The sequence below is a fragment of the Acidovorax sp. K2F genome (assembly GCF_025246485.1).
Lineage (GTDB): Bacteria > Pseudomonadota > Gammaproteobacteria > Burkholderiales > Burkholderiaceae_C > Acidovorax > Acidovorax delafieldii.
In genome coordinates, this window is the sequence record NZ_JAOBSQ010000051.1 from 197238 (window position 1) to 218722 (window position 21485).

The following is a 21485-nucleotide window of genomic DNA, read 5'->3' on the forward strand; positions in this document are numbered from 1 at the left end:
TTGTACTGCCTGCGGCGAAACGCCTAGCCAGGGCCGCTTCGCTGAGTTTTGTGAGCCGCTCTCAGACCGGGATTCAACACCCTCACTGTTTTTCTGAGTACCGTGGGGGCTTCCTCACGAAGCGCCCGGTCGCCGCACCCCGCAGGTCACGCAGCGCCACGGCCTTTCTGGCTTTCGAAATACACCACCTTGCGGGCCCGCATCACGTCGCCCAGGGGCCGGTGCGCAGCCAGCGCCTGCCAGGGGTCGAACACGGCGGCCTCCACCTCGGCGGCCAGGGCTGCGTCGGCAGCCGGGTCCTGCCGTGGCAGGGTGAGCCTAGCCACGGTGGTGTAGGGCGTGGGCCAGTCCACGCTGGCGTCTTCAATGGGGGTGGTGGCCTCGTCCACAAAAGGCTGCAGCTGCAGGTCCCACTGCAGGTCTTGTTGGCGCAGGCGGCCGGAGAATTCAGCATCCCAGGCGTGCTGCACCTGCCTGACGGGCGCCCCGTTGGACGCATGGGGCACGAGGCGCACGCGCACGGCATAGGGCCCGCAGGCAATGGGCGCAGCGCTGAACATGGCATGCGATGCAAAGCCGCCAAAGGGCCGCCCAAAGGTCTTGACCGTCTTGGCGATCTGCCGGGCCGCACCCAGCAAGCCATGGCGCTGCACCAGGAACTTGATCAGCGCGCCGCCGCCGTGCGACGCAGCGACCACAAAATCCACAAACTCTGCGCTCTGGGGGAAGGCGAACTTTTCCTGGTTGATGAGCAGGAAGTCCTGGCTTTTTGCGCGCCCGTTGCCCAAGGCAGAGTCGCCCTGCACGCCCCGCACGCTGATCGCAAAGCCCCGGATGTCGGGCTTGTGGTCCGCCGCCTTGTCCATGCCGCCGTTGCTCAGCCGCACCCGCACGTCGTACTGCGCCGGCTGCGCGAACAAGCCCTGGGCCGCAAACGCGGGCAGATCGCCCAGCACCTCCAGACGGCCATACGCGGCGGTCAGCTGCTTGCGGTGCAACCCCCGCCCGGCGCCATATTTTTGCGACTTGCGCGCCTGCAGCTCGGCAAACTGGCGCGCATAGCCCGCAAAGCGCTGCGCTTCATCGGGTGCCACCACTTCTTTCCAGTCGGTGCTGGGGGCGTTGGACATGTGCATGAGCCACCTCGGTTAAAAGCCAGGCGGCATGGTAGCGCGGCACGGGCGTGCCAGGCCAGCCCACCGGCCATCAGCCCCCGATGAAGCGGTACACGATCGCGCCCCGCACCACTTCGCCCGGCTGCCACCAGCGTACCGGAAAGCCCGCGTGGTTGGGCGCATCCGGGTACTCCATGGGCTCCAGGCAGATACCGTCGCCCGGCTGCCACAGCCAGCCGCCCTGCCCCGCACCACGCCCCAAGTCCCGCGCGGGATCGGCCTTGAGGCCGTGGCCTGCATACACCTGCACACCCGGAGCGGTGCTCCACACCTCCATCGCACGGCCGCTCACGGGTTCGCCCAGCAGCGCGGCCAGGCGCAGGCCCGGTGGCGTGATGGATGACGACGGAGGGGCAAGGGGGGCCGCCTGTTCGTCCAGCACCAGGTAGTGGTCCAGCCCGCCCGCCACGGCCAGCTGCTCATGGGGTGTTGCGATGGCGTCCGCCACAGCGCGGGCTTGGCGGAAGTCGAACGGCGTGCCCTGCACCGCAGCCAGCGCGCCCGTGGGGCACACATCGGCCGCCAGGGGCACATAGCGGCTGGCGGGCACCTGCAGGGTGTGGCCGTGGGTGCTGCCCTGGCCTGCCAGGTTGAAGAACGCATGCCCGGTGAGGTTGAGCACCGTGGGGGCATGGAGCACCTCGGCCGTCCAGGCCATGTGCAGCGCGTTGTCGGCTGTGACCTGCAGGTGGAGCTGCAGGCGCACCGTGCCGGGCACCCCGTCGTCCTCGGTGCGGAAGGTGTGGCTGAGGGAGAGGGCATCGGCCTGCACATGTTCCACCGCAAACACCTGGAAGCGGCTGCCGCGCGGGCCGCCGTGGTGATGGTGTGGCCCGCTGTTGGTGGGCAGTTGCCGGCGCGATCCATCCGGCAGGGTCAGCGTGCCCGCACGCAGACGCCCCGCCCAGCGGCCGATGAGCGCACCCATGGAGAGCTGCCCGTCCAGGTAGCCCTGCAGGCTGTCGTAGCCCAGCGCCACATCGGCCAGACCGCCCTGACCGTCGGGCACCGCCACCTGCACCAGGCGGGCGCCGTAGTTGCTCACCGCCACCTGCAGGCCGCCGGGGCTGCGCAGGGTGAACAGGTCGGTGCGCAGGCCGTGCAGGTCGCGCTGGAATGCGTCTCGGGAGAGTGTGTAAGCCATGGGCCGAGTCTATTTGGTGGCGCTGGCCGTATCGCGCGTGACCAGCCAGATGCCCACACACACCAGCACCAGGGCCAGCAGGTTTTTCCACTCCCACAGCGCCTCGCCCAAAAACAGTGCCGACAGCGCCGCGCCAAAGATCGGCACGGTGAAGTTGAACACCGTGATCTGGCTCACCCGGTTGTGCTTGAGCAGGATGCTCCACAGCGAAAACGCGGCCGACGACAGCAGCGCCAGGTACACCAGCAGCACCGTAGAGCCCCAGGTGAAGCCCGTGAGCGAACCACCCAGCGACCAGCCAATGACCAACAACGCCACGCCGCCCAGGCCCAGCTGCCAGCCCGTCATCACGACCGAGTCCATGCGCTGCGACACCTGCTTGCCGTAAATGCTGGCCGCGGCCAGCACCAGGGCGGCGATCACCACAAAGCCTTCGCCCAGCAGCGTGAAGTCCAGGTCCAGCGTGCCACGCCCTAGGTTCACCACCATCACGCCCGCAAAACCCACCAGGCAGCCCCAGAGCTTGGCATGGCTCAGGCGGTCGTTGTGATAGACCCAGTGCGCCAGCAGCACGCTGAAAAACGTGCCCGTAGCATTCATGATGGAGCCCTTGACGCCCGTGGTATGCGCCAGGCCCACGTAGAAGAACACGTACTGCAGCGTGGTCTGTGCCAGGCCCAGCGCTATCAGCTGCCGCCCTGCTGTGAAGCCCAAGCCCCAGATGGCCTTGCGCATGACCACGGCCCAGGCCAGCAAGATCAGCCCGGCGCCCAGAAACCGCCAGCCCGCGAATACGAGCTGCGTAGGGATGTCATTGCGTGAGATGCCGAACCAGGCGTACCCGGTCTTGATGGCGGGGTACGAGCTGCCCCAGAGCAGGCAACACAGCAGCGCCAGCGCCACCACGACCTTGCGGTCAGAAAATCGGGAATGCCCCATGAGATGCGGTCTTTCAAGGACAACAGCCCTTGCAGGCAAGGGCTGTTGAAGAGGGAACACAAAGGGCCTGGGCCCGGCAGGGTTTAGGTGACGGGCGCCGGGTTGAACAGCACCAGCGCGTTGTGCAGTTGCCACTGCTCGGCCCAGGTCTTCTTGCGACCGCTGGCCACGTCGAGCAGCAGGTGAAACATCTCCCAGCCCAGCTGTTCGATGGTGGCTTCGCCATCCGCGATCTTGCCGGCGTTGATGTCCATCAGATCGTGCCAGCGGCGGGCCAGATCAGTGCGCGTCGCGACCTTGACCACAGGGCACTCGGCCAGACCGTAGGGTGTGCCCCGGCCGGTGGTGAACACGTGCAGGTTCATGCCGGCAGCCAGTTGCAGCGTGCCGCAGATGAAGTCGCTGGCGGGCGTGGCGGCATACACTAGGCCGCGCTGGTCGCGGCGCAGCTTCTCGCCCGGGGCCAGCACATGCGCAATGGGCGCGGTGCCGCTCTTGATGATGGAGCCCATGGCCTTCTCGGCGATGTTGGACAAGCCACCCGCCTTATTGCCCGGCGTGGTGTTGGCCGCGCGGTCCACACGGCCCCGGTCCAGATAGCGGTCGTACCAGCCCAGCTCCCGCACGATAGCGTCAGCCACTTCGGGCGTGGCGGCGCGGCTGGTGAGCTGCTCCACCGCGTCGCGCACCTCGGTGTTCTCGCTGAACATCACGGTGGCGCCAGCGCGCACCAGCAGGTCGGCACAAAAACCCACGGCCGGGTTGGCGGTGACGCCCGAGAACGCGTCGCTGCCACCGCACTGCACGCCGAGCACCAGCTCGCTGGCGGGTATGGTCTCGCGGCGGCGCGCATTCAGGCGCTCCAGGTGGGGCCGCGCGCTATGCACGATGTGGTCGAGCATGGACATGAAGCCCACATGCTCGTCGGCCTGCAGGCACACCGTCTCGGGGCCCAGCGCCGCATCGCGCTCGTCGGTGATGGGGAAGCTGCCCGGGGGCAGCAGGCGGTCGGGCTGCAGCTTTTCGCAGCCCAGGCTGACCACCATGACCTCGCCCCCAAAGTTGGGGTTGAGGCTGATGTTGCGCAGCGTGCGGATGGGGATGATGGCGTCGGGCGCGTCAATCGCCACGCCGCAGCCGTAGGTGTGCTCCAGGCCGATCACATCGTCCACATGGGGAAACAAAGGCAGCAGCTCGGCCTTGATGCGGCGCACGGCCTGCGCCACCACACCGGCCACACACTGCACGGTGGTGGTGATGGCCAGGATGTTGCGCGTGCCCACCGAGCCGCCGGCATTGCGGTAGCCCTCAAAGGTGTAGCCCGTGAGAGGTTCGAGCACCGGGGGCTTCACGGTGGCCATGGGCAAGCCCTCCAACGCACGAGCCGAGGGCATCTGCAGCAGGCGCTCATGCACCCAGCTGCCTGCGGGGATGTCTTTCAGCGCATAGCCGATGGGCACGTTGTAGCGGCGCACCACGCCGCCTTCAGGGATGTCCGCCAGCGCGACCTTGTGGCCCTGCGGCACTTTGTCGCGCAGCGTGATGCCCGCGCCCGGCACACCGTCTGGCAACAGGGTGCCCGCAGGCAGGCCACCGTCGTTGGCGACGATGGCGACGTTGTCCTGGGCATGCATGCGGATGGTGAGAGCTTGTCGCATAGGTCCGTTCAATTCACAAGGTACGCGGGTTTCAATCCGCCCGGTGGCCGAGCCATCACTCCTGCCAGGTCAGCCGCCGCCCTTGAGCACCAGGTCTGGCAGCCACATCGAGAACTGGGGCACATAGGTCACCAGCATCAGCGCCACGATGAGCGCACTGTAGAACGGCCAGATGGTCTTCATCACCTCGCCCACCGACACGCCCCCGATGGTGCAGCCGATGAACTGCGTGGTGCCCACGGGAGGGGTGTTCAGGCCCAGCGCGCAGTTGATCAGCATGACGATGCCGAACTGCTCCGTGCTCATGCCGAACTGCTGGCAGATCGGCAAAAAAATGGGCGTGCAGATAAGGATGGTGGCCGCCATGTCGAGAAAGGTGCCCAGCACGAACAGGATGATGTTCACCGACAGGAAGATCACCCAGGGCGAGGTGCTCATGGACTTGAGCGCATCACCCGTGAGCTCTGCCACACCGTAGAGCCCGATGAGGTAGCCGAACATGGACGAGATGCCGATGAGCAGCAGCACTGTGCCCGTGGTCTTGACGGCCTTGGACGCGGCCTTGAGGAACTGCTCACGCGTGAGCTTCTTGTAGACGAAGACCGACAGAATCAGCGCCCACAGCACTGCGACCGACGCCGACTCCGTCGCCGTAAACGCCCCCGACAAAATGCCTGCAATGATGATGACCACCACGGCCAGGCCCGGGACCGAGGCGCGGAACGAGATCCACACAATCTCCCAGCCCGGGAAGGTGCCTGCGGGGTAGCCGCGCTTCACAGCCACGAAGTAGGCGGCAGCCAGGTTGCAGATGGTCAGCAACAGGGCCGGCACGATGCCTGCAAGGATCAGCGCCGCAATGCTTACCTTGCCCCCAGCCGCCAGCGTGAAGATGATGAGGTTGTGAGAAGTGGGCATGAGCGCGCCCACCAGCGAGGCGTGGGTGGTCACGTTCACCGCGTAGTCGGCGTGGTAGCCCTCCTTCTTCATCTGCGGGATGAGCACGGCGCCCATGGCCGACACGTCGGCCACCGGCGAACCCGAGACACCGCCAAACAGCGTGCAGGCCAGCACATTGCTCATGCCCAGGCCGCCACGCACATGGCCCGCCACGCTCTTGGCGAAGTTGACGATGCGGTCGGCGATGCCGCCGTACATCATGATCTCGCCAGCAAAGATGAAGAACGGGATGGCCAGGAACGAGAACGGGTTCATGCCCGAAATCATTTGCTGGAAACCCACGGCCAGGGGCAGGCCTTCGTACAGGATGGTGGCCAGCGAGGACAGGCCGATCGAGAAGGCCACGGGCACGCCCAGCAGCAGCAATAGCGTGAAGCTCACGCACAGGATGGTCAACGCCATGATGGTGATGGAATTTTTATGAAGACGTTTTAGGGGCGGGCTTAGAGGCTGGGAATTCTTTGGCCGTGCCCGAAAGGCGCGCCAAAACGTCCCGGATCTAGGCGCAAAGCGCAGCCATAGCCAGTGCTATGGCGAGCATTTGCAACGACGAGCCGGGGTGTTTTGGCGTGCAAGGCGGGCATGGACAAGGGATTCCCAGTCTCTTTAGTGCCAGGCGGGCTCTACTTCCGTGCCACGCAAGATGGCGATGATGTGTTCCAGCGAGAACATGGCCACCAGCACGCCAGCCATGGCAGGCGGCACGTACTTGAAGGCTTCGGAGATGCCCAGCGTGGGGATCTTGTACGGTGCCACCGATTCGGCCAGCACGCCGCAGTTCCAGGCCATGACGATGCCGAACAGCAGCACCAGCGCGTGGATCAGCAGCTCGAGCTTGGTGCGCAGCCAATCGGGCGCCAGCACCAGGAACGATTCCAGACCGATGTGGCCCGCATCACGCACGCCCACAGCCATGCCCAGCATGGTCACGTAAAGCACCAGCAGCACGGCGCCGCTCTCGGCCCAGGTGGGGGTGTCATTGAAGACATAGCGGCCGATGACCTGGTAGAGCACGGCGCAAACCAGCAGGACGAGCCCTCCTACCCCGAGCTTCAGGCAGGCGCGCGCAATGAAAGCGCAGAGTCGCGTGTACATAGTGGACATTCAAAAACAACAACTGGAAACGGGCAGGCGGCGGGCTGTTCCCGGTCACGCCTGCCCTGGAGACTCTGGCTTCTGGCTTATTGCACCGCGTCGATGCGCTTGACCATGTCCTGCAGCTTGGGGTCCTTGAGGAACTTGTCGTACACCGGCTTCATGGCAGCCTTGAAGGCCACCTTGTCGATATCCACCACCTGCGCGCCGCCAGCCTTCACCGTGGCCAGGGATTTCTCTTCGCGCTCGTCCCAGATCTTGCGCATGAAGCCCACCGACTCCTTGGCGGCGGCGCGGATGGCCTTCTGGTCGTCAGCGCTCAAGGTGTCCCACACCCGCTTGCTGAACAAGAGGATCTCAGGCGCCATGGAATGCTCGGTCTTGTTGAAGTATTTGGCGACTTCGAAGTGGCGCGAGCTTTCGTAGCTGGGGTAGTTGTTTTCTGCGGCGTCCACCAGGCCGGTCTTGAGCGCGGTGTAGACCTCGCCGAACGGCATGGGGGTGGCGTTGGCGCCCATGGCTTCGAGCAGGGACACCCACAGGTCGCTCTGCTGCACGCGCACCTTCAGGCCCTTGACGTCGGCCAGGGTCTTGATGGGCTTCTTGACGGTGTAGATCGAGCGTGCGCCGCTGTCATAGAACGCCAGGCCCACGAAGCCCTGCGATTCGCAGTCCTTCAGGATCTCGTCGCCAATGGCGCCATCCAGCACCTTGCGCATGTGCTCCTTGTCGCGGAACAGGAAGGGCATGGTGGGCACCATGGTGGCGGGGCAGATGTTGTTCATGGGCGCGACGTTCACGCGCGTCATGGCAATCGCCCCCAGCTTGGTCTGCTCAATGGTGTCCTTCTCGATGCCGAGCGACCCCTTGGCATAGACCTTGATGCTGTGCTTGCCACCGGTGGCCTTGGACAGCGTCTCGCCCATGTGGCGCACGGCCAGCACGGTGGGATAGTCCTCGGGGTGGATGTCCGACGAGCGGAACTCGGTGGCCTGCGCGGCCAGGCTGCCGAGCAAGATGCCAGCGGCAATGGCCACGCGGCCAAAGAGGTGTGGAACGTTCATGGTGCTTTGTCTCCGGGGTTGAATCGGTTGGGGTGCCGCGCTCAGGCGGTCGGGTACTGGGCCTCTGCGAGCCCTTGGGCGCCCGGGCGGGTCACGAAGACCGCGCCGCCGTGGGCCACATCGTTGCCCTGCGGCTGGCCGGGGCGGATGGAGGTGATGAAAAGCAGGTCCATGTCGGGCCCGCCAAAACTGCACATCGAGGGCTTGCTGACCGGCACGGCCAGCGAGCGGTCCAGCACGCCCGATGGGGTGAAGCGATGCACCATGCCAGCATCGTTGGCGCAGATCCAGTAGCAGCCATCGGTGTCGATGGCCGCACCGTCCGGCCGGCCGGGCAGTTCGCGCATATCCACCAACAGGCGGCGCGGCCCCAGGCTGCCGTCTTCGTGCAGGTCCAGCGACCAGATCTTTTGCACGCTGGGGTGGCTGTCGCTAAGGTACATGGTGGCGCCATCGGGGCTGAACGCCAAGCCGTTCTGGGTGACCAGGCCTTCGATCAGCGGCGCCGAGAGGCCGCGCGCGTCCTGCCGGTACAGGCCGCCAGCGGGTTGCGCCAGCGACATGTCGCGCACCATGGTGCCGGCCCAGAAGCGCCCCTGGCGGTCACAGCGCCCGTCGTTGAAGCGCATGCCAGCTTGCGGGTGCTGCACGGCAGAGATGAGGGTGCAGGCCAGGGTGCCGTCATCGGCAGGCTGCAGGTGAAAGATGCCCGTGTCCATGCCAGCGATGAGCCCGCCGCTGGCATGCAGCGCAATGCAGGCCAGCCGCTCCGGCGTCGTCCAGCTCATCAGTTGCCGGTCGGCCCAGCGCAGGCGGCGCAGTGCGTGGCCTTCGATGTCCACCCAGTACAGCGCCTGCTCGGCAGTGCTCCACAGCGGGCTTTCGCCCACCTGGTCCTGGTGGTGAGGCAACAGGAGTTCCATGGCCCCACTCACTCGAACGGACCGGTGCGCACAAACGGCCCGCCCTGGTAGATCACGGCCGGGTCCGTCAGGTCGGGCTGCGGGTCAGCTGCCTCCACCTTGGCGCGGAAGGGCTCGGAGCTGTCCTGCGGGCGGTAGCCGATGTGGCGGGCGAGTGTATTGTCCCACCAAGTGGTGGTGTTGTCGCCCATGCCATAGATGATGCTGTGGCCCACCACCGGCGCTGTGAGGCTGGCCACGACCAGGCGCTCCAGGTCGTCGTAGCTCATCCACGTGGCCAGCATGCGGCGGTTGCGCGGCTCGGGGAAGGAGGAGCCGATGCGCAGGCACACGGTCTCGATGCCGTAGCGGTCAAAGTAGAAGCGCGAAAGGTCCTCGCCAAACGCCTTGGACAGGCCATACAGGCCATCGGGCCGCGCTGGGTCGCGCAGCCCCACCACTTCGTCCTGGCGGTAAAAGCCGGTCACGTGGTTGGAGCTGGCAAACACCACGCGCTTGACACCTTGCTTGCGAACGGCCTCATAGAGGTTGTAGGCGCCAATGATGTTGGCCTGCAGGATGGGGTCCCAGGGCTGCTCGGTGGACACGCCGCCCAGGTGCACCACAGCGTCCACCCCATCCAGCAGCGGCAGCATGGCGCTGGCGTCTTCCAAGCGCGCAGGGCGCAGCTCTTCGCCGGGCGACTCGCTGCCCAGGTCGGCCACATCCGACAGGCGCAAGGTGGTGCAATACGCCTTCAGGCGCGTGCGCAATTCACGCCCCAGTCCGCCAGCGGCCCCAGTCAGTAACAAGCGTTGAAAACGGATCGATGTCGGGTGACAGGGCATGGCTTTTGCGGAGGTTCTTGGTACAGTGGCGTTACAAGTGGTTGAACGTCATCAGTTGTCATACAACAAGGAGGCAATGTACTCCTTTCAACCCGTCCAACACATAGGGATAACACCGAGACATGAGCACCGACATTGCCCCACGCCGCAAGCCCCGCACCCTGGCCCTGGAGCTGGTGGACTCCCTGGGTGACCGCATCCGCGACGGGCGCCTGGCACTGGGCGACAAGCTGCCCACCGAGGCCGCGATCATGGCCGAGTTCAACGTCAGCCGCACGGTGGTGCGCGAGGCCATTTCCAAGCTGCAGGCGTCGGGCCTGGTGGAGACACGGCATGGCATCGGCACGTTTGTGCTGGGCCTCGGGCAGGCCCCGGGCTTCAAGATCACGCCCGACCAGTTCAGCACCCTGCGTGACGTGATTGCGGTGCTGGAACTGCGCATCGGGGTAGAAACCGAGGCCGCCGCGCTGGCCGCGCAGCGCCGCACGCCCGCCAACCTCAAGACCATGCGCGAGGCGCTGGACACCGTGGCGGCGGCCGTGGACGCCGGGCGCGACGCGGTGGCGGCGGACTTCCAGTTCCATCTGGAGATCGCCCGCGCCACGCAGAACAGCCACTTCGCCGAGCTGATGGGCACACTGGGCAGCATGATCATTCCGCGCGCGCGGCTGGATTCGGTCGAAGCCCCCAATGACGAACGCAGACAGTACCTGCGCCGGGTCAATGGCGAGCACGAGAGCATCTACGACGCCATCGTGGGCCAGGACCCCGACGCCGCCAGGGCAGCCATGCGCACCCACCTGGCCAACAGCCGTGAACGCCGCCGGCGTGCACAGGCCGAGGCTGGCTGAAGGCTAGGGGTCGTGTCGATGCGCCCCACCCCATGCGCCGACCTGTCGCCCTGCGGGTCCGAGGCACCCGGCGGGCCCAGGCGGCAGGAAGTGATCCCATGAGTAGTTACCCGGGGTGCCCAAAAATGCACTTATGTTGTACGATGACATACAACAAATCCGCAGCGGCCATGCCATGGCGTACGGCCTTGCCTGAATGGGCAGCCCCTGTGGTGGCCAGCGCTCCTGGCCACGCCATCCCGGCACCGAGGCTGTGATTCGAATTTCTTCAACCACCCACCCTTTCACACCACCACCGCCATGCACGCAAACCTGATCGCCGGCAACTGGACCGAAGGCGTCCGCACGTACCAGAACACCAACCCCTCCGACACGCGTGACGTGATCGGCGACTATGCCGTGGCCAGCCGCGAGCAGGCGCTGGAGGCTGTGGCCGCAGCGCACGCGGCCTTTCCGGCATGGAGCCTGTCCACGCCCCAGCAGCGCTTTGACATCCTGGACGCGGTGGGCAACGAGATCATCGCCCGCAAGGCCGAGCTGGGCGACCTGCTGGCCCGCGAAGAAGGCAAGACCCTGCCCGAAGCGATTGGCGAAGTGGGCCGCGCCGCCGCCATCTTCAAGTTCTTTGCCGGCGAGGCGCTGCGTCCCGGTGGCGAGATGATCCCGTCCGTGCGCCCTGGCGTGGGCATTGAGATCACACGCGAGCCGCTGGGCACCATCGGCATCATCACGCCGTGGAACTTCCCCATCGCCATCCCGGCCTGGAAGATCGCACCCGCATTGGCCTACGGCAACACGGTGGTGTTCAAGCCCGCCGAGGTAGTGCCCGGCTCTGCCTGGGCGCTGGCTGACATCCTGCACCGTGCGGGCCTGCCCGCTGGTGTGTTCAACCTGGTGATGGGCCGGGGTTCGGACGTGGGCGCCGTGCTGCTCGAAGACGAGCGCATTGCGGGCGTGAGCTTTACCGGCTCGGTCGGCACCGGTCAGCGCGTGGCAGCGGCCTGCGTGCCACGTGGCGCCAAGGTGCAGCTGGAGATGGGCGGCAAGAACCCGTTTGTGGTGCTGGACGACGCGGACCTGAACGTGGCCGTGGGCGCCGCCATCAACAGCGGGTTCTTCTCCACCGGCCAGCGCTGCACCGCCAGCAGTCGCTTGATCGTGACCGAAGGCATCCACGACCGCTTCGTGGCCGCCATGGTCGAGAAAATGAAGACCCTGAAGGTGGATGACGCGCGCAAGGCCGGCACCGACATCGGCCCCGTGGTGGACGACCGCCAACTCGCACAAGACCTGGAATACATCGGCATCGGCCAGCAGGAAGGCGCCAAGCTGGCCTTTGGCGGCGAAGCCCTGGAGAAGAACGCCGACGGCGCGCCCGGCTACTACCTGCGCCCCGCTCTGTTCACCGAGACCACGCCCGGCATGCGCATCAACCGCGAAGAAATCTTCGGCCCCGTGGTGAGCGTGTTGCGCGCCAAGAACTACGAAGAGGCGCTGACCCTGGCCAACGACACGCCGTTTGGCCTGGCCAGCGGCATCGCCACCACCAGCCTGAAGCACGCCACGCACTTCAAGCGCCACGCCCAGGCCGGCATGGTGATGGTGAACCTGCCCACAGCGGGCGTGGACTACCACGTGCCGTTCGGCGGCCGCAAGAGCAGCAGCTACGGCCCGCGTGAGCAAGGGCGTTACGCAGCAGAGTTCTACACCACGGTGAAGACCGCGTACACGCAGGCCTGAGGCGGACGCGACACAAGCCTGCGCCCGCTACGCCACTCCAGCCCCGGAGTGGCGGGGCCAGGCGCCTGCACCGCGCCGGCTCGCACAGGTCATTCACCAACGGTTTTTCAGCCACAGCGGCCGCAAGCGCTAGTGAATCATGCGCCAATAGCTATTATTTGTATAGCAAAACAATCTATCGGCTCTGCGCCGCTTGATTCCGGCCACGATGGCAGCCGCTATCATCGCGCCCCATGACCGCCCTCCGAACCTTCTCTGCGCTGCGCCTGTGGGTGCTCGCATGGTTCGTGGCGTCGATGGGGGTGGCCATTGCATCGCCACTGGTGCACCCCCAGGCCTTTGAGGTGATCTGCTCGGGCACCGGCGCCATCAAGCTGCTGGTGCAGACCGACGACGGCACCGTCGAAATGGGCGCGATGGGCATGGACTGCCCCTTGTGCGCCACTCCCAGCGCGCCGCCCCCCACCCCGGTCGCCGCCGTGCTGCCACCCCATCCCTTGGCCCATGCGCTGCAGCCCGTCGAGGCCGCCCGCATTGCGGCCGCCACTGCAGCCCCCCTGCCCGCACGCGGGCCCCCGTCGCGCTCTTGATCTGAAGCTTGTTGGCAGTGCCCGGTACCTGGTGGTCGGATGCTGCCTTGTTCCCGCTGGTTTCCAGATGGCGCAGCCTTGCGTGCACCCCACGCGGGCCCGGTTGCGCTGTCGCCTCAAGACAAGAGCGTTTTCATGTCCCGTATTTCCTTTGCTTCGCGCAGCGCTGCAGCCTTGCCGCGCCTGCCCCTTTCCCCTTTGTGCCTGGGCGTGCTCGCCACCTGCGCGCTGGCCTCGGTCGCCACCCATGCACAGCAGCCCACTACACCCACAATGCAGGCCGTGGATGTGGTCGATGCCGCCGCATCTCCCAACGGCAAGCTCAACCTGGACACGCCCGTGGACACCGGCAGCCGCCTGGGCCTGACAGCGCGCGAGAACCCCGCCGCCGTCACCGTGGTGGACCGCGCCACCATCGACGCACGCGGCGCGCAGGACACGCAGGAAATCCTGCGCGCCGTGCCGGGCGTGGTGGCACACAACGCACCTGGTTCGATGTCTGCGCACTACCGGGGCTTCACCAGCAACTCCGTGGCACAGCTCTACAACGGCATCAATCCGCAATATGGCAGCGCCACGCGCGCGGTCGATAGCTGGATCTACGACCGCGTCGAGGCCATCGGCGGCGCGTCGAGTTTTCTGTACGGCTCGGGCGGCGTGGGTGGCTCCATCAACTACATCACCAAGACGGCCGAGCGCAGCGACTTTGCCGAAGGCCAACTGCGCCTGGGCTCCTACGACCTGAAGGAAGTGTCCGTGGGCCTGAACCGCCGCATCGCAGGCGGCGACGGCACTGCAGGCCCCGTGCACTACGCGCGCATCGACCTCAATCACCGCGACGCGGGCAGCTGGACCGAGGGCACCAAAACCCAGTCCACCCAGCTCGCGACCTCGCTGCTGTCGGACCTGGGCGGCGGCTTCAGCCACACGCTGGCCTACGAGTACCAGAAGGACCATGTGGACCGCCCCTACTGGGGCACCCCCGTTTTGAACCCTGCCGTGGGCGCGCTGACCATCGACCCCGCCACGCGCTTCAAGAACTACAACAGCGCCGACGGCATGTACGAACACCGCGTGCAGTGGCTGCGCTCGGTGGCGCAGTGGCGCGCGTCGGATGCATTGCAGCTCAAGAATACGTTCTATGTTTACGACGCCCTGCGCGACTACCGCAACGTGGAGATCTACACCTTCAACGCTGCCAACACGACGGTCACGCGCACATCCCCGCTGTTGCAACGCCACGATCAACAGCTGGTGGGCGACCGGCTGGAGGGCACCTACCAGGGCCAGCTCGCAGGCCAAAAGAGCGACTGGGCCTTTGGCCTCGATGTCAGCGTGAACAAGCAGACGCGCTTCCCCTTCGGCCCCTCGGTCACGGTGAGCACGGTCAACCCCTACCACTTTTCCACCGAAAACTTCTTCGACATTCCCGGCATGTCACCCGTCCTGAACCCGGACAAGGACAACAAAATCACCAACACCGCGCTGTACCTGGAAAACCGCACCCTGGTGGCCTCCGGCGTAAACCTCATCACCGCACTGCGGCACGAGCGCATCGAGCTGGACCTGGTGAACCGCCGCGCCGTCACAGCCACCGCGCCCGCCACCTTCAGCCGCAGCTACAGCCCCACCACGGGCCGCCTGGGCGTGGTGTGGGAGATTGCGCCCAGCGCCAACCTGTATGCGCAGGCCTCCAACGCGGCCGACCCGCCATCGGGCTCGCTGGCCTCGGCCTCGTTTGCCGATGTGCGCAACAACAGCGAACTGACCACGGGCCGCCAGGTCGAGGTGGGCAGCAAGTTCGACTTCTGGGACGGCAAGGGCAGCGCCACGGTGGCGGCCTTTGAAATCCGCCGCAAGAACATCGCTTCGCAAGACCCCTCCAACCCCAACCTCACGGTGCTGGTGGGCGAGCAGTCGTCTAAGGGCATTGAGCTGTCGGCAGGCATCAGCCCCACGCCGCAGTGGCAGTTGCAGGGCAACCTGGCGCTGACCCGCGCGCGGTACGAGAACTTTGTGCAGGGCGGCGTCTCGCGCGCGGGCAATGTGCCGCAACTGGTGCCGCAGCAGGTGGCCAACCTGTGGGCCTCGTACGCGATCACGCCCACCGTCACGGCCAGCGCGGGTGTGCGCCATGTGGGCAAGGTGTATGGCAATGCGGCCAACACCAAGTTCTGGCCGTCATACACGCTTCTCGACCTGGGCCTGGCCTGGAAGGTCAACAAGACCACCACGCTCACCACCCGCGTGCGCAACGCCACCGACCGCATCTACGCGGCCGAGACGCGCGACCAGGTCTACCTGGGCGCACCGCGCACGCTGGACGTGACGCTGCACACCGCGTTCTGACGCAGGCGGAGCACCGGACATGCCACACGCCAAACGCTGGCTGTACCTCGTCCACCGCTGGCTGGGCGTGTTGCTATGCGCCTTCTTCGCCATGTGGTTCGTCTCGGGCGTGGTGATGATGTACGTGGGCTACCCCAAGCTCACGCAGGCCGAGCGCCTTGCCCATCTGCCGCCCCTGCGCAGCACCATGCTGGGCCCCGAGCGCCTGCTGGAACCCGCCGATGCCCTGCAGCGCGCGGGCCTGGTAGGCCCGCTGCAGGACCTGCGGCTGGCGGTGGCCACCGGCGGGCGTGCCGTGTACCTGGTGGTGCCCGCAGCACCCACCGGCGACACCGCACCACGCCCGCGCAGGGCACCGGCGCCTGCGGTCATCGACGCCATCACCGGCGAGCGATTGCAGCGTGTGGACGCCACGCACGCCATCGCCTCGGCCCGCGCCTTTGCGCTGCAAGCCAACCGGTCCATCGACTACCAGGGCATGATCGACGAGGACGCCTTCACCCACTCGCGCGCACTCGATGTGCACCGCCCCCTGCACCGCCTGCACCTGGGCGACAGCGCGGGCACCGTGGTCTATGTGTCGGGCACCACCGGCGAGGTGGTGCGCGATGCACCGCTGCAGGAACGCGCCTGGAACTACGCAGGCGCCTGGATCCACTGGCTCTACCCCTTCCGGGGCAATGTCTTCAATGACTACTGGACGGACATCTTGAACTGGCTGTCCATCGCAGGCATCGTGCTCGCGGTGACGGGCACGGTGGTGGGCGTGCTGCGCTGGCGCTTCCGGGGCCGATACAAGACGGGCGCGCACACGCCGTACAGGGGTTACATGATGCGCTGGCACCATGTGTTTGGGCTGGTATTTGCGGTCATCACGTTCACCTGGATCTTCAGCGGCCTCATGTCCATGAACCCGTGGAAGATTTTCGACAGCGGCGCAATGCCACTGCGCCAGCAGGCCATGAATGGCGGGCCCCTGCAAGTGCCCGCGCAGGCAGCAGCGGTGCAAGCCTTGCTCTCTGCGGCGTCGCCCAACACCCGTGAACTGCGGTGGGTGCGCCATGCCGACCACACGCTGGTGCTGGCCCACAGCCCCACTGGCGCCCCGACGGTGCTGGACGCCATCACCGCCGCCGCGCACGTGTGGGCCCCGGGTGCTGTGGCCGAAGCCGCCGCGCGCCTGTTACCCCACGCGGTGGTGCGCACCGACACCCTGACCGCCTACGATCTGCACTACTACGACCGCGCTGCCCACACCATGACTGGCGGCGCCGAGAAGCCTCTGCCCGCGCTTCGCGTGGTGTTCGACGACCCGCACGCCACCTGGGTGCACATCGACCCGCACACAGGGGCCGTACTGGGCCGCACCGACAGCCACCGCCGCACGAGCCGCTGGCTGTTTGCCATGCTGCACAGCTGGGACTGGCTGCCGCTGCTGGAGCGCAGACCGCTCTGGGATGTGATGCTCATCGCGCTGAGCCTGGGTGGGGCGGTGATGAGCGTGACAGGCGTCATACTGGGGTGGCGCAGGCTGGGTACGAAACTGCAAGGACCGCAGTGGCGCAGCAGCCGCTAGTGAACAGGGCGCAGTGCGCGCCTATGATGGCTATCGTTGCGTTTGGAAACATTTTGCCCATGACGGCCCCTAAACCGCTCTCCGCCACCGCCCCCGAGCGTTCTGCCACCAGCAGTGCGGCACCGCACCTCAAGCGGCCATCCAGCCTGCCTTTGCGTGCCATGGTGACATGGGGTACGGCCTTGGTCTTAATCATGGCCTGGGGTACGGTGGCTCTGCTTATGGATGTGTCACGGCGCGATGCCATGAACGCGCAGGTTCGCCAGAACAGCAATCTCGCGCTGAGCCTGGGCGAACAGACCGTACGGGTGATGGCGGCCGTAGACCAGGCGACCCTTCGCATGCGTGACACTGTGCTGGCCAACGACTTTGAAAAGGCAGACTTCACGCGGTTCGCCAACGAGACCGGGCTTGCCCCCTTGATCCTGACTCAGCTCTCACTGGTCGGCTCCGACGGCCGGTTCGTTGGAAGCAACATCGACCCCACCGGCGAGAAAACGGGTCACGTTGACCTGTCCGAGCGTGAGCATGTGCAAGTGCACCTCCATCCCTCCGCGTCGGAGGCGGTCCGTCTGCAGCAGACGCCTAGCGGACTGTTTGTGGGCAAGCCCGTGATTGGGAAGGTGTCCGGCAAGGCCACCATCCAGTTGTCGCGCAAGATTCAGGACGCTGGCGGTGGCGTAGCCAGCGTGATTGTTGCCTCCGTGAACCCCGGTTACTTTGAGGACGTCTATCGCGGAGTTCAATTGGGGCGAACTGGTGTCGTGACACTTATCGGAAACGACCGCACCATTCGAGCAAGAGTGATGGGAGGACAGAGCGTCGGAATGGGAAGCGTAGTGCCGCGCAGTCCGGACAACAATGCAGAAGAACGCGGCCCCAGCGGCCACTACGTGCGCTCCAGCGGCATCGACGGTATCGAACGCATTTATGCCTACAGCCGTGTTGGCACCTACCCTCTGATGGTGGTGGTGGCCACCAGCACCGACGAGGCCTTGCAGGAATGGCGCGCTAGCCGCAATGTGGCCCTGTTCACCATGGCGCTGTTCAGTGTGGCGCTGGTGGGTGCAGCGCTGATCTTTGTGCGCAGCGTGCGCCAGTTGGAGAGCACCAACGCCGCACTGCGCATCAGCGAGGCCGAGGCCCGCTCGGCCAGCCAGGCCAAGAGCGAGTTCCTGGCCGCCGTCTCGCACGAGTTGCGCACGCCCCTCACCAGCATCCGCGGCTTCGCAGAACTGATGGAGCTACGGCTGGAGCAGCCCCGCTTCAAGGAACAGGCCAGCCTGATCCGCAAGGCGGCAGACCACTTGAACGCCCTGCTCACCGAGATCCTGGACCTGGCCAAGGTGGAAGCAGGTGCCATGCCCCACATGCCCACCGAACAGAACGTGACCGAGATTGTTCAGTCCACCGCCGACTTCTTTGCCGTCACGGCCGCCAACAAGAACCTGGCGCTCCATGTGCGCATTGCCCCTGACGCCCCCCACACTTTGATGTGCGACGGACTGCGGCTTAAACAGGTGCTCAACAACCTGCTGTCCAACGCCATGAAGTTCACCGACACGGGCTCGGTCGCCATTGAGGTGGACGCCAGCCAAGACGCCGTGCGCTTCCACGTGGTGGACACCGGCCCGGGCATCCCGGCGCACCTGCACGAAACGATCTTTGAGAAATTTCGCCAAGGCAACGACCAGGTGAGCTACCAGCACGGCGGCACGGGCCTCGGGCTGGCGTTGTCGCGGGCGTTGGCGGTGCTGATGGGGGGCACGCTCACGCTGTCATCCGCAGAAGGCCAAGGCGCGCGCTTTACGCTGACCCTGCCGCGCAACCAGGGCACTGAGCTTCAGTAAGCAGTTTATTGCTAGTAGGGACTGGTAGGGTCCTAAAGTGTTGTGGCGTCAGTATCGGGTGCGCAACGTACGGCTGAGCAAAATCACAGGCACCAGCGCCGACGGCGACAATCCGCCTCGCCAGCGTGATGATGGTATTTCGGCAGGCAGGGGACGCCACACGCTATTGGGAACATCAAGTGAAGAAATTTTGGCTCACTGCGACAATAACTCTCTATTTCTCATTGGCCGCATCGCATGCGGTGAGCAATTCCGCTCACCACGCCATCACCCAGGTAAGCACACAAAACCCTGCTTTGACTGCCGCATTGACGGATCTGAAGATGGCGCTTTTTGCCCCGAGGACCGCTTTGCTGTTTGACAACAAAGGCGTGGCAAATAACTGCGCGCAGTACTCCAACCTTTTGTCTTCCAGTGCGCCGGACGAATCCACACGCAGTGCTGAGATTCGCAGTGAATACTTGGTGTGCGACGCAGTTCAGATGCTCGGCCTCCAGCCGTTCATCGTGACCCAAGCATCCTTGCCTGCCAACGCGGCCAGAACGCTTTTCGAGCGATTGGACATGCGCACCTTCCCGTCATCGCTGCGCAACCGTGCCGACGGTCAAACACACACGCTCAACACTCTTTTGGCCTCGGGCAAAGTGACAATGACCAGAGACACGGTGGAGGTCGAAACGAGCACACAATTCTTCAGCCTGAAGATCGTCGGTGTGGTGAAGCGCCCGGCCAACGAATTTGGTGGTAGCCGCTTGCAGAAAGAATGGATTGTCTGGGTTGGAGATGAGCTGAAAGACGGCAACTACAAGTCTTACCGTACGTTGATAGTGCGCCTGCCCAGTGACTCGCGCGGCGGTCAGTACACGGGATCCATCCACCCGATGCAGTGACGCCAGGGCGAGGACAGCGGTACGATAGATTGGAGCGATCTGTCAGGGGAATTGGGAAGGCTATGCATCAGCAACGCCCCCTCCCCCCTCTGCCTCGGCTGCTTTGTGGCCTCGGTCTACGCCCGACTGCGCAACGTACGGCTGAGCAAAATCACAGGCACCAGCCCCACCGCCACCAGCGCCAGCGACGGCAATGCCGCCTCGCCCAGGCGCTCGTCGCGTGCCAGCTGGTAGGCCACCACGGCCAGGGTGTCGCTGTTGAAGGGGCGCAGCACCATGGTGGCGGGCAGCTCCTTCATCACGTCCACAAACACCAGCAGCGCTGCGGCGGCGGTAGAGCGCTTGAGCAGCGGCCAGTGCACGCGCGCCAGCAGGCCTGCGCTGCCCATGCCCAGCATGCGGGCAGAGTCGTCCAGGCTGGGCGGAATCCGCGCGTAGCCGCTCTGCATGGATTGCAGGGCGACTGCACAAAACCGCACCAAGTAGGCCCACACAATGCCAAAGGCCGTGGCCGTGACCAACGCGCCCACACCCCACTGCGGCATGGCCGCCTGCAGCCAGCCTACGGGCAACAACAGCCCCACCACGATGACGGCGCCCGGCACGGCATAACCCACGCTGGCCAGCTGCACCACGCCACGCGTGATGGCGTCGGGCTGGCGGCGCACCGCAAAAGCCAGAGCGAGCGCGATGGCGACGGCCAGCGCCGCAGTGATGCATCCTAAGCGCACGCTGTGCCAGGCCCATTCCATGAATCGCTCCCACGGCAGCACCGACCAGTCGGCCGCCAGCGGCCGCAGCATGAAGACCACCGGGGCGACAAAACCCATGACCACTGGCACCGTACAGACCGCCCAGGCGGCCCACCGGCGCGCACCATGGAGCCGCAGCGGCTGCGCCTCGGCCGAGCCAGCGCGCCCGCCGCCGGTGGCAAAACGCATGCGCTTTTGCGCGCGGTGCTCCAGGTGCAGCAGCGCCATCACCACCACCAGCAGCATGGTGGCCAGCTGCGCGGCGGCCAGGCGGTTGTCCATGGACAGCCAGGCCTTGTAGATACCCGTGGTGAAGGTCTGGATGCCGAAGTAGCTGGCCACGCCAAAGTCGGCCAGGGTTTCCATCAGCACCAGCGCCACGCCAGCCGCCACGGCCGGGCGTGCCAGCGGCAAGGCCACGGCGCGGATGCGGCGCGGCAGCGGTGCGCCCAGCAGGCGTGCGGCCTCCATGAGGTGGGCAGCACGCTCACCCAGCGCCGTACGCGCCAGCAGGTACACGTAGGGGTAGAGCGAGAAGATGAACACCCAGACCGCGCCGCCCAGGCTGCGCACCTCGGGCAGCAGGCGGCCTTCCAGGCCGAAGGTGTTGCGCAGGCCCACCTGCAGCGGGCCGCTGAACTGCAGAAAGTCGGTGTAGGCGTAGGCCGTCACGTAGGCGGGCATCGCCAGCGGCAACAGCAGCAGCCATTCGAAGGTGCGGCGGCCCGGAAAGTCGAACAGCGTCACGGCCGCAGCCGCCAGCGTGCCAACCACGGCCGCTCCCAGCGCAACCAGCACGCTGAGCCACAGCGTGGTCCACACATAGCCGGGCAGCACCGTGGCCGCCATTTCGCGCAGGATGGCGCCCGTCTGCGCATCGCCCTGCCCGGTGGGCGAGAACGGCAGCCACGACGCCAGCACTGCCAGCACCGGCAAGGCCAGAAAGCCTGCAAACAGGATCAGCGGGATGCTGCGAAAGACAGAGGACGGCGTGCGGCGCAAGGCGATGGGCTCGGCAGAGGAAAGAAAGCGCACACCTGCCGAAAGGCATGGGCACCGCAGCACCCAGGAATGCAAATGCGAATTTTAAGCATTCACTCCA

The 21485-nt window shown here is 65.9% G+C and carries 17 protein-coding genes; 7 read left to right on the plus strand and 10 right to left on the minus strand.

The window, feature by feature from the left end:
• Positions 1–146: 146 nt before the first annotated feature.
• From N4G42_RS19780 to N4G42_RS19820, 9 genes are all read right to left on the minus strand, one after another.
• Positions 147–1136, minus strand: coding sequence for a catalase (locus N4G42_RS19780; RefSeq protein WP_260668408.1), 990 nt, complete (start codon positions 1134–1136; stop codon positions 147–149).
• 70 nt (positions 1137–1206) lie between these two features.
• Entirely contained in the window at positions 1207–2319 is a 1113-nt protein-coding gene (locus N4G42_RS19785; protein WP_099729351.1) for an aldose epimerase family protein, read from the minus strand.
• A gap of 9 nt (positions 2320–2328) precedes the next feature.
• Positions 2329–3258, minus strand: a complete 930-nt coding sequence (locus N4G42_RS19790) for a DMT family transporter (RefSeq protein ID WP_260668409.1) — start codon at positions 3256–3258, stop codon at positions 2329–2331.
• Positions 3259–3341: 83 nt separating this feature from the next.
• The gene (garD, locus tag N4G42_RS19795) at positions 3342–4916 is read right to left on the minus strand and encodes a galactarate dehydratase (protein WP_260668410.1); all 1575 of its coding nucleotides are present in this window, start codon (positions 4914–4916) and stop codon (positions 3342–3344) included.
• A 69-nt stretch (positions 4917–4985) separates the two neighbouring features.
• Positions 4986–6278 carry a TRAP transporter large permease gene (locus tag N4G42_RS19800; RefSeq protein WP_056066169.1) on the minus strand — a complete coding sequence of 431 codons (1293 nt, stop codon included), beginning with the start codon at positions 6276–6278 and terminating at the stop codon, positions 4986–4988.
• A gap of 204 nt (positions 6279–6482) precedes the next feature.
• Positions 6483–6971 carry a TRAP transporter small permease gene (locus tag N4G42_RS19805; RefSeq protein ID WP_108497275.1) on the minus strand — a complete coding sequence of 163 codons (489 nt, stop codon included), beginning with the start codon at positions 6969–6971 and terminating at the stop codon, positions 6483–6485.
• A gap of 86 nt (positions 6972–7057) precedes the next feature.
• The gene (locus N4G42_RS19810) at positions 7058–8035 is read right to left on the minus strand and encodes a TRAP transporter substrate-binding protein (protein ID WP_260668411.1); all 978 of its coding nucleotides are present in this window, start codon (positions 8033–8035) and stop codon (positions 7058–7060) included.
• Positions 8036–8076: 41 nt separating this feature from the next.
• The gene (locus N4G42_RS19815) at positions 8077–8958 is read right to left on the minus strand and encodes an SMP-30/gluconolactonase/LRE family protein (RefSeq protein WP_260668412.1); all 882 of its coding nucleotides are present in this window, start codon (positions 8956–8958) and stop codon (positions 8077–8079) included.
• A gap of 8 nt (positions 8959–8966) precedes the next feature.
• The gene (locus N4G42_RS19820; protein ID WP_260668413.1) at positions 8967–9785 is read right to left on the minus strand and encodes an NAD-dependent epimerase/dehydratase family protein; all 819 of its coding nucleotides are present in this window, start codon (positions 9783–9785) and stop codon (positions 8967–8969) included.
• A gap of 122 nt (positions 9786–9907) precedes the next feature.
• On the opposite strand from N4G42_RS19820, the gene N4G42_RS19825 reads away from it, so the two are divergent.
• From N4G42_RS19825 to N4G42_RS19855, 7 genes are all read left to right on the plus strand, one after another.
• Positions 9908–10636 (plus strand): FadR/GntR family transcriptional regulator, encoded by a 729-nt coding sequence (locus N4G42_RS19825; protein ID WP_056746871.1) that lies wholly within the window; start codon positions 9908–9910, stop codon positions 10634–10636.
• Between the two features lie 300 nt (positions 10637–10936).
• Positions 10937–12376, plus strand: coding sequence for an aldehyde dehydrogenase family protein (locus N4G42_RS19830; protein WP_260668414.1), 1440 nt, complete (start codon positions 10937–10939; stop codon positions 12374–12376).
• A 233-nt stretch (positions 12377–12609) separates the two neighbouring features.
• Positions 12610–12966, plus strand: coding sequence for a DUF2946 family protein (locus N4G42_RS19835; RefSeq protein ID WP_260668415.1), 357 nt, complete (start codon positions 12610–12612; stop codon positions 12964–12966).
• 135 nt (positions 12967–13101) lie between these two features.
• A complete protein-coding gene (locus tag N4G42_RS19840) occupies positions 13102–15315 on the plus strand; it encodes a TonB-dependent receptor (RefSeq protein WP_409557849.1) in 2214 nt (737 codons plus the stop codon).
• A gap of 19 nt (positions 15316–15334) precedes the next feature.
• Positions 15335–16891 carry a PepSY-associated TM helix domain-containing protein gene (locus N4G42_RS19845; protein ID WP_108499634.1) on the plus strand — a complete coding sequence of 519 codons (1557 nt, stop codon included), beginning with the start codon at positions 15335–15337 and terminating at the stop codon, positions 16889–16891.
• Between the two features lie 59 nt (positions 16892–16950).
• Positions 16951–18741: an ATP-binding protein gene (locus tag N4G42_RS19850; protein ID WP_260668416.1), complete on the plus strand. Its 1791-nt coding sequence runs from the start codon at positions 16951–16953 to the stop codon at positions 18739–18741.
• 125 nt (positions 18742–18866) lie between these two features.
• Positions 18867–19631, plus strand: a complete 765-nt coding sequence (locus tag N4G42_RS19855) for a hypothetical protein (protein WP_260668417.1) — start codon at positions 18867–18869, stop codon at positions 19629–19631.
• 116 nt (positions 19632–19747) lie between these two features.
• On the opposite strand, the gene N4G42_RS19860 is transcribed toward N4G42_RS19855, so the two are convergent.
• Entirely contained in the window at positions 19748–21385 is a 1638-nt protein-coding gene (locus N4G42_RS19860; protein ID WP_260668515.1) for an iron ABC transporter permease, read from the minus strand.
• Between the last annotated feature and the right edge of the window lie 100 nt (positions 21386–21485).

Bases quoted from the DNA above. Each gene is read 5' to 3' on its own strand.
- N4G42_RS19785 (WP_099729351.1), bottom strand. From the start codon at position 2,319: ATGGCTTACACACTCTCCCGAGACGCATTCCAGCGCGACCTGCACGGC.
- N4G42_RS19835 (WP_260668415.1), top strand. From the start codon at position 12,610: ATGACCGCCCTCCGAACCTTCTCTGCGCTGCGCCTGTGGGTGCTCGCA.
- N4G42_RS19845 (WP_108499634.1), top strand. From the start codon at position 15,335: ATGCCACACGCCAAACGCTGGCTGTACCTCGTCCACCGCTGGCTGGGC.
- N4G42_RS19830 (WP_260668414.1), top strand. From the start codon at position 10,937: ATGCACGCAAACCTGATCGCCGGCAACTGGACCGAAGGCGTCCGCACG.
- N4G42_RS19810 (WP_260668411.1), bottom strand. From the start codon at position 8,035: ATGAACGTTCCACACCTCTTTGGCCGCGTGGCCATTGCCGCTGGCATC.
- N4G42_RS19800 (WP_056066169.1), bottom strand. From the start codon at position 6,278: ATGGCGTTGACCATCCTGTGCGTGAGCTTCACGCTATTGCTGCTGCTG.
- N4G42_RS19805 (WP_108497275.1), bottom strand. From the start codon at position 6,971: ATGTACACGCGACTCTGCGCTTTCATTGCGCGCGCCTGCCTGAAGCTC.
- N4G42_RS19825 (WP_056746871.1), top strand. From the start codon at position 9,908: ATGAGCACCGACATTGCCCCACGCCGCAAGCCCCGCACCCTGGCCCTG.
- N4G42_RS19780 (WP_260668408.1), bottom strand. From the start codon at position 1,136: ATGCACATGTCCAACGCCCCCAGCACCGACTGGAAAGAAGTGGTGGCA.
- N4G42_RS19815 (WP_260668412.1), bottom strand. From the start codon at position 8,958: ATGGAACTCCTGTTGCCTCACCACCAGGACCAGGTGGGCGAAAGCCCG.
- N4G42_RS19840 (WP_409557849.1), top strand. From the start codon at position 13,102: ATGTCCCGTATTTCCTTTGCTTCGCGCAGCGCTGCAGCCTTGCCGCGC.
- garD (WP_260668410.1), bottom strand. From the start codon at position 4,916: ATGCGACAAGCTCTCACCATCCGCATGCATGCCCAGGACAACGTCGCC.
- N4G42_RS19820 (WP_260668413.1), bottom strand. From the start codon at position 9,785: ATGCCCTGTCACCCGACATCGATCCGTTTTCAACGCTTGTTACTGACT.
- N4G42_RS19790 (WP_260668409.1), bottom strand. From the start codon at position 3,258: ATGGGGCATTCCCGATTTTCTGACCGCAAGGTCGTGGTGGCGCTGGCG.
- N4G42_RS19850 (WP_260668416.1), top strand. From the start codon at position 16,951: ATGACGGCCCCTAAACCGCTCTCCGCCACCGCCCCCGAGCGTTCTGCC.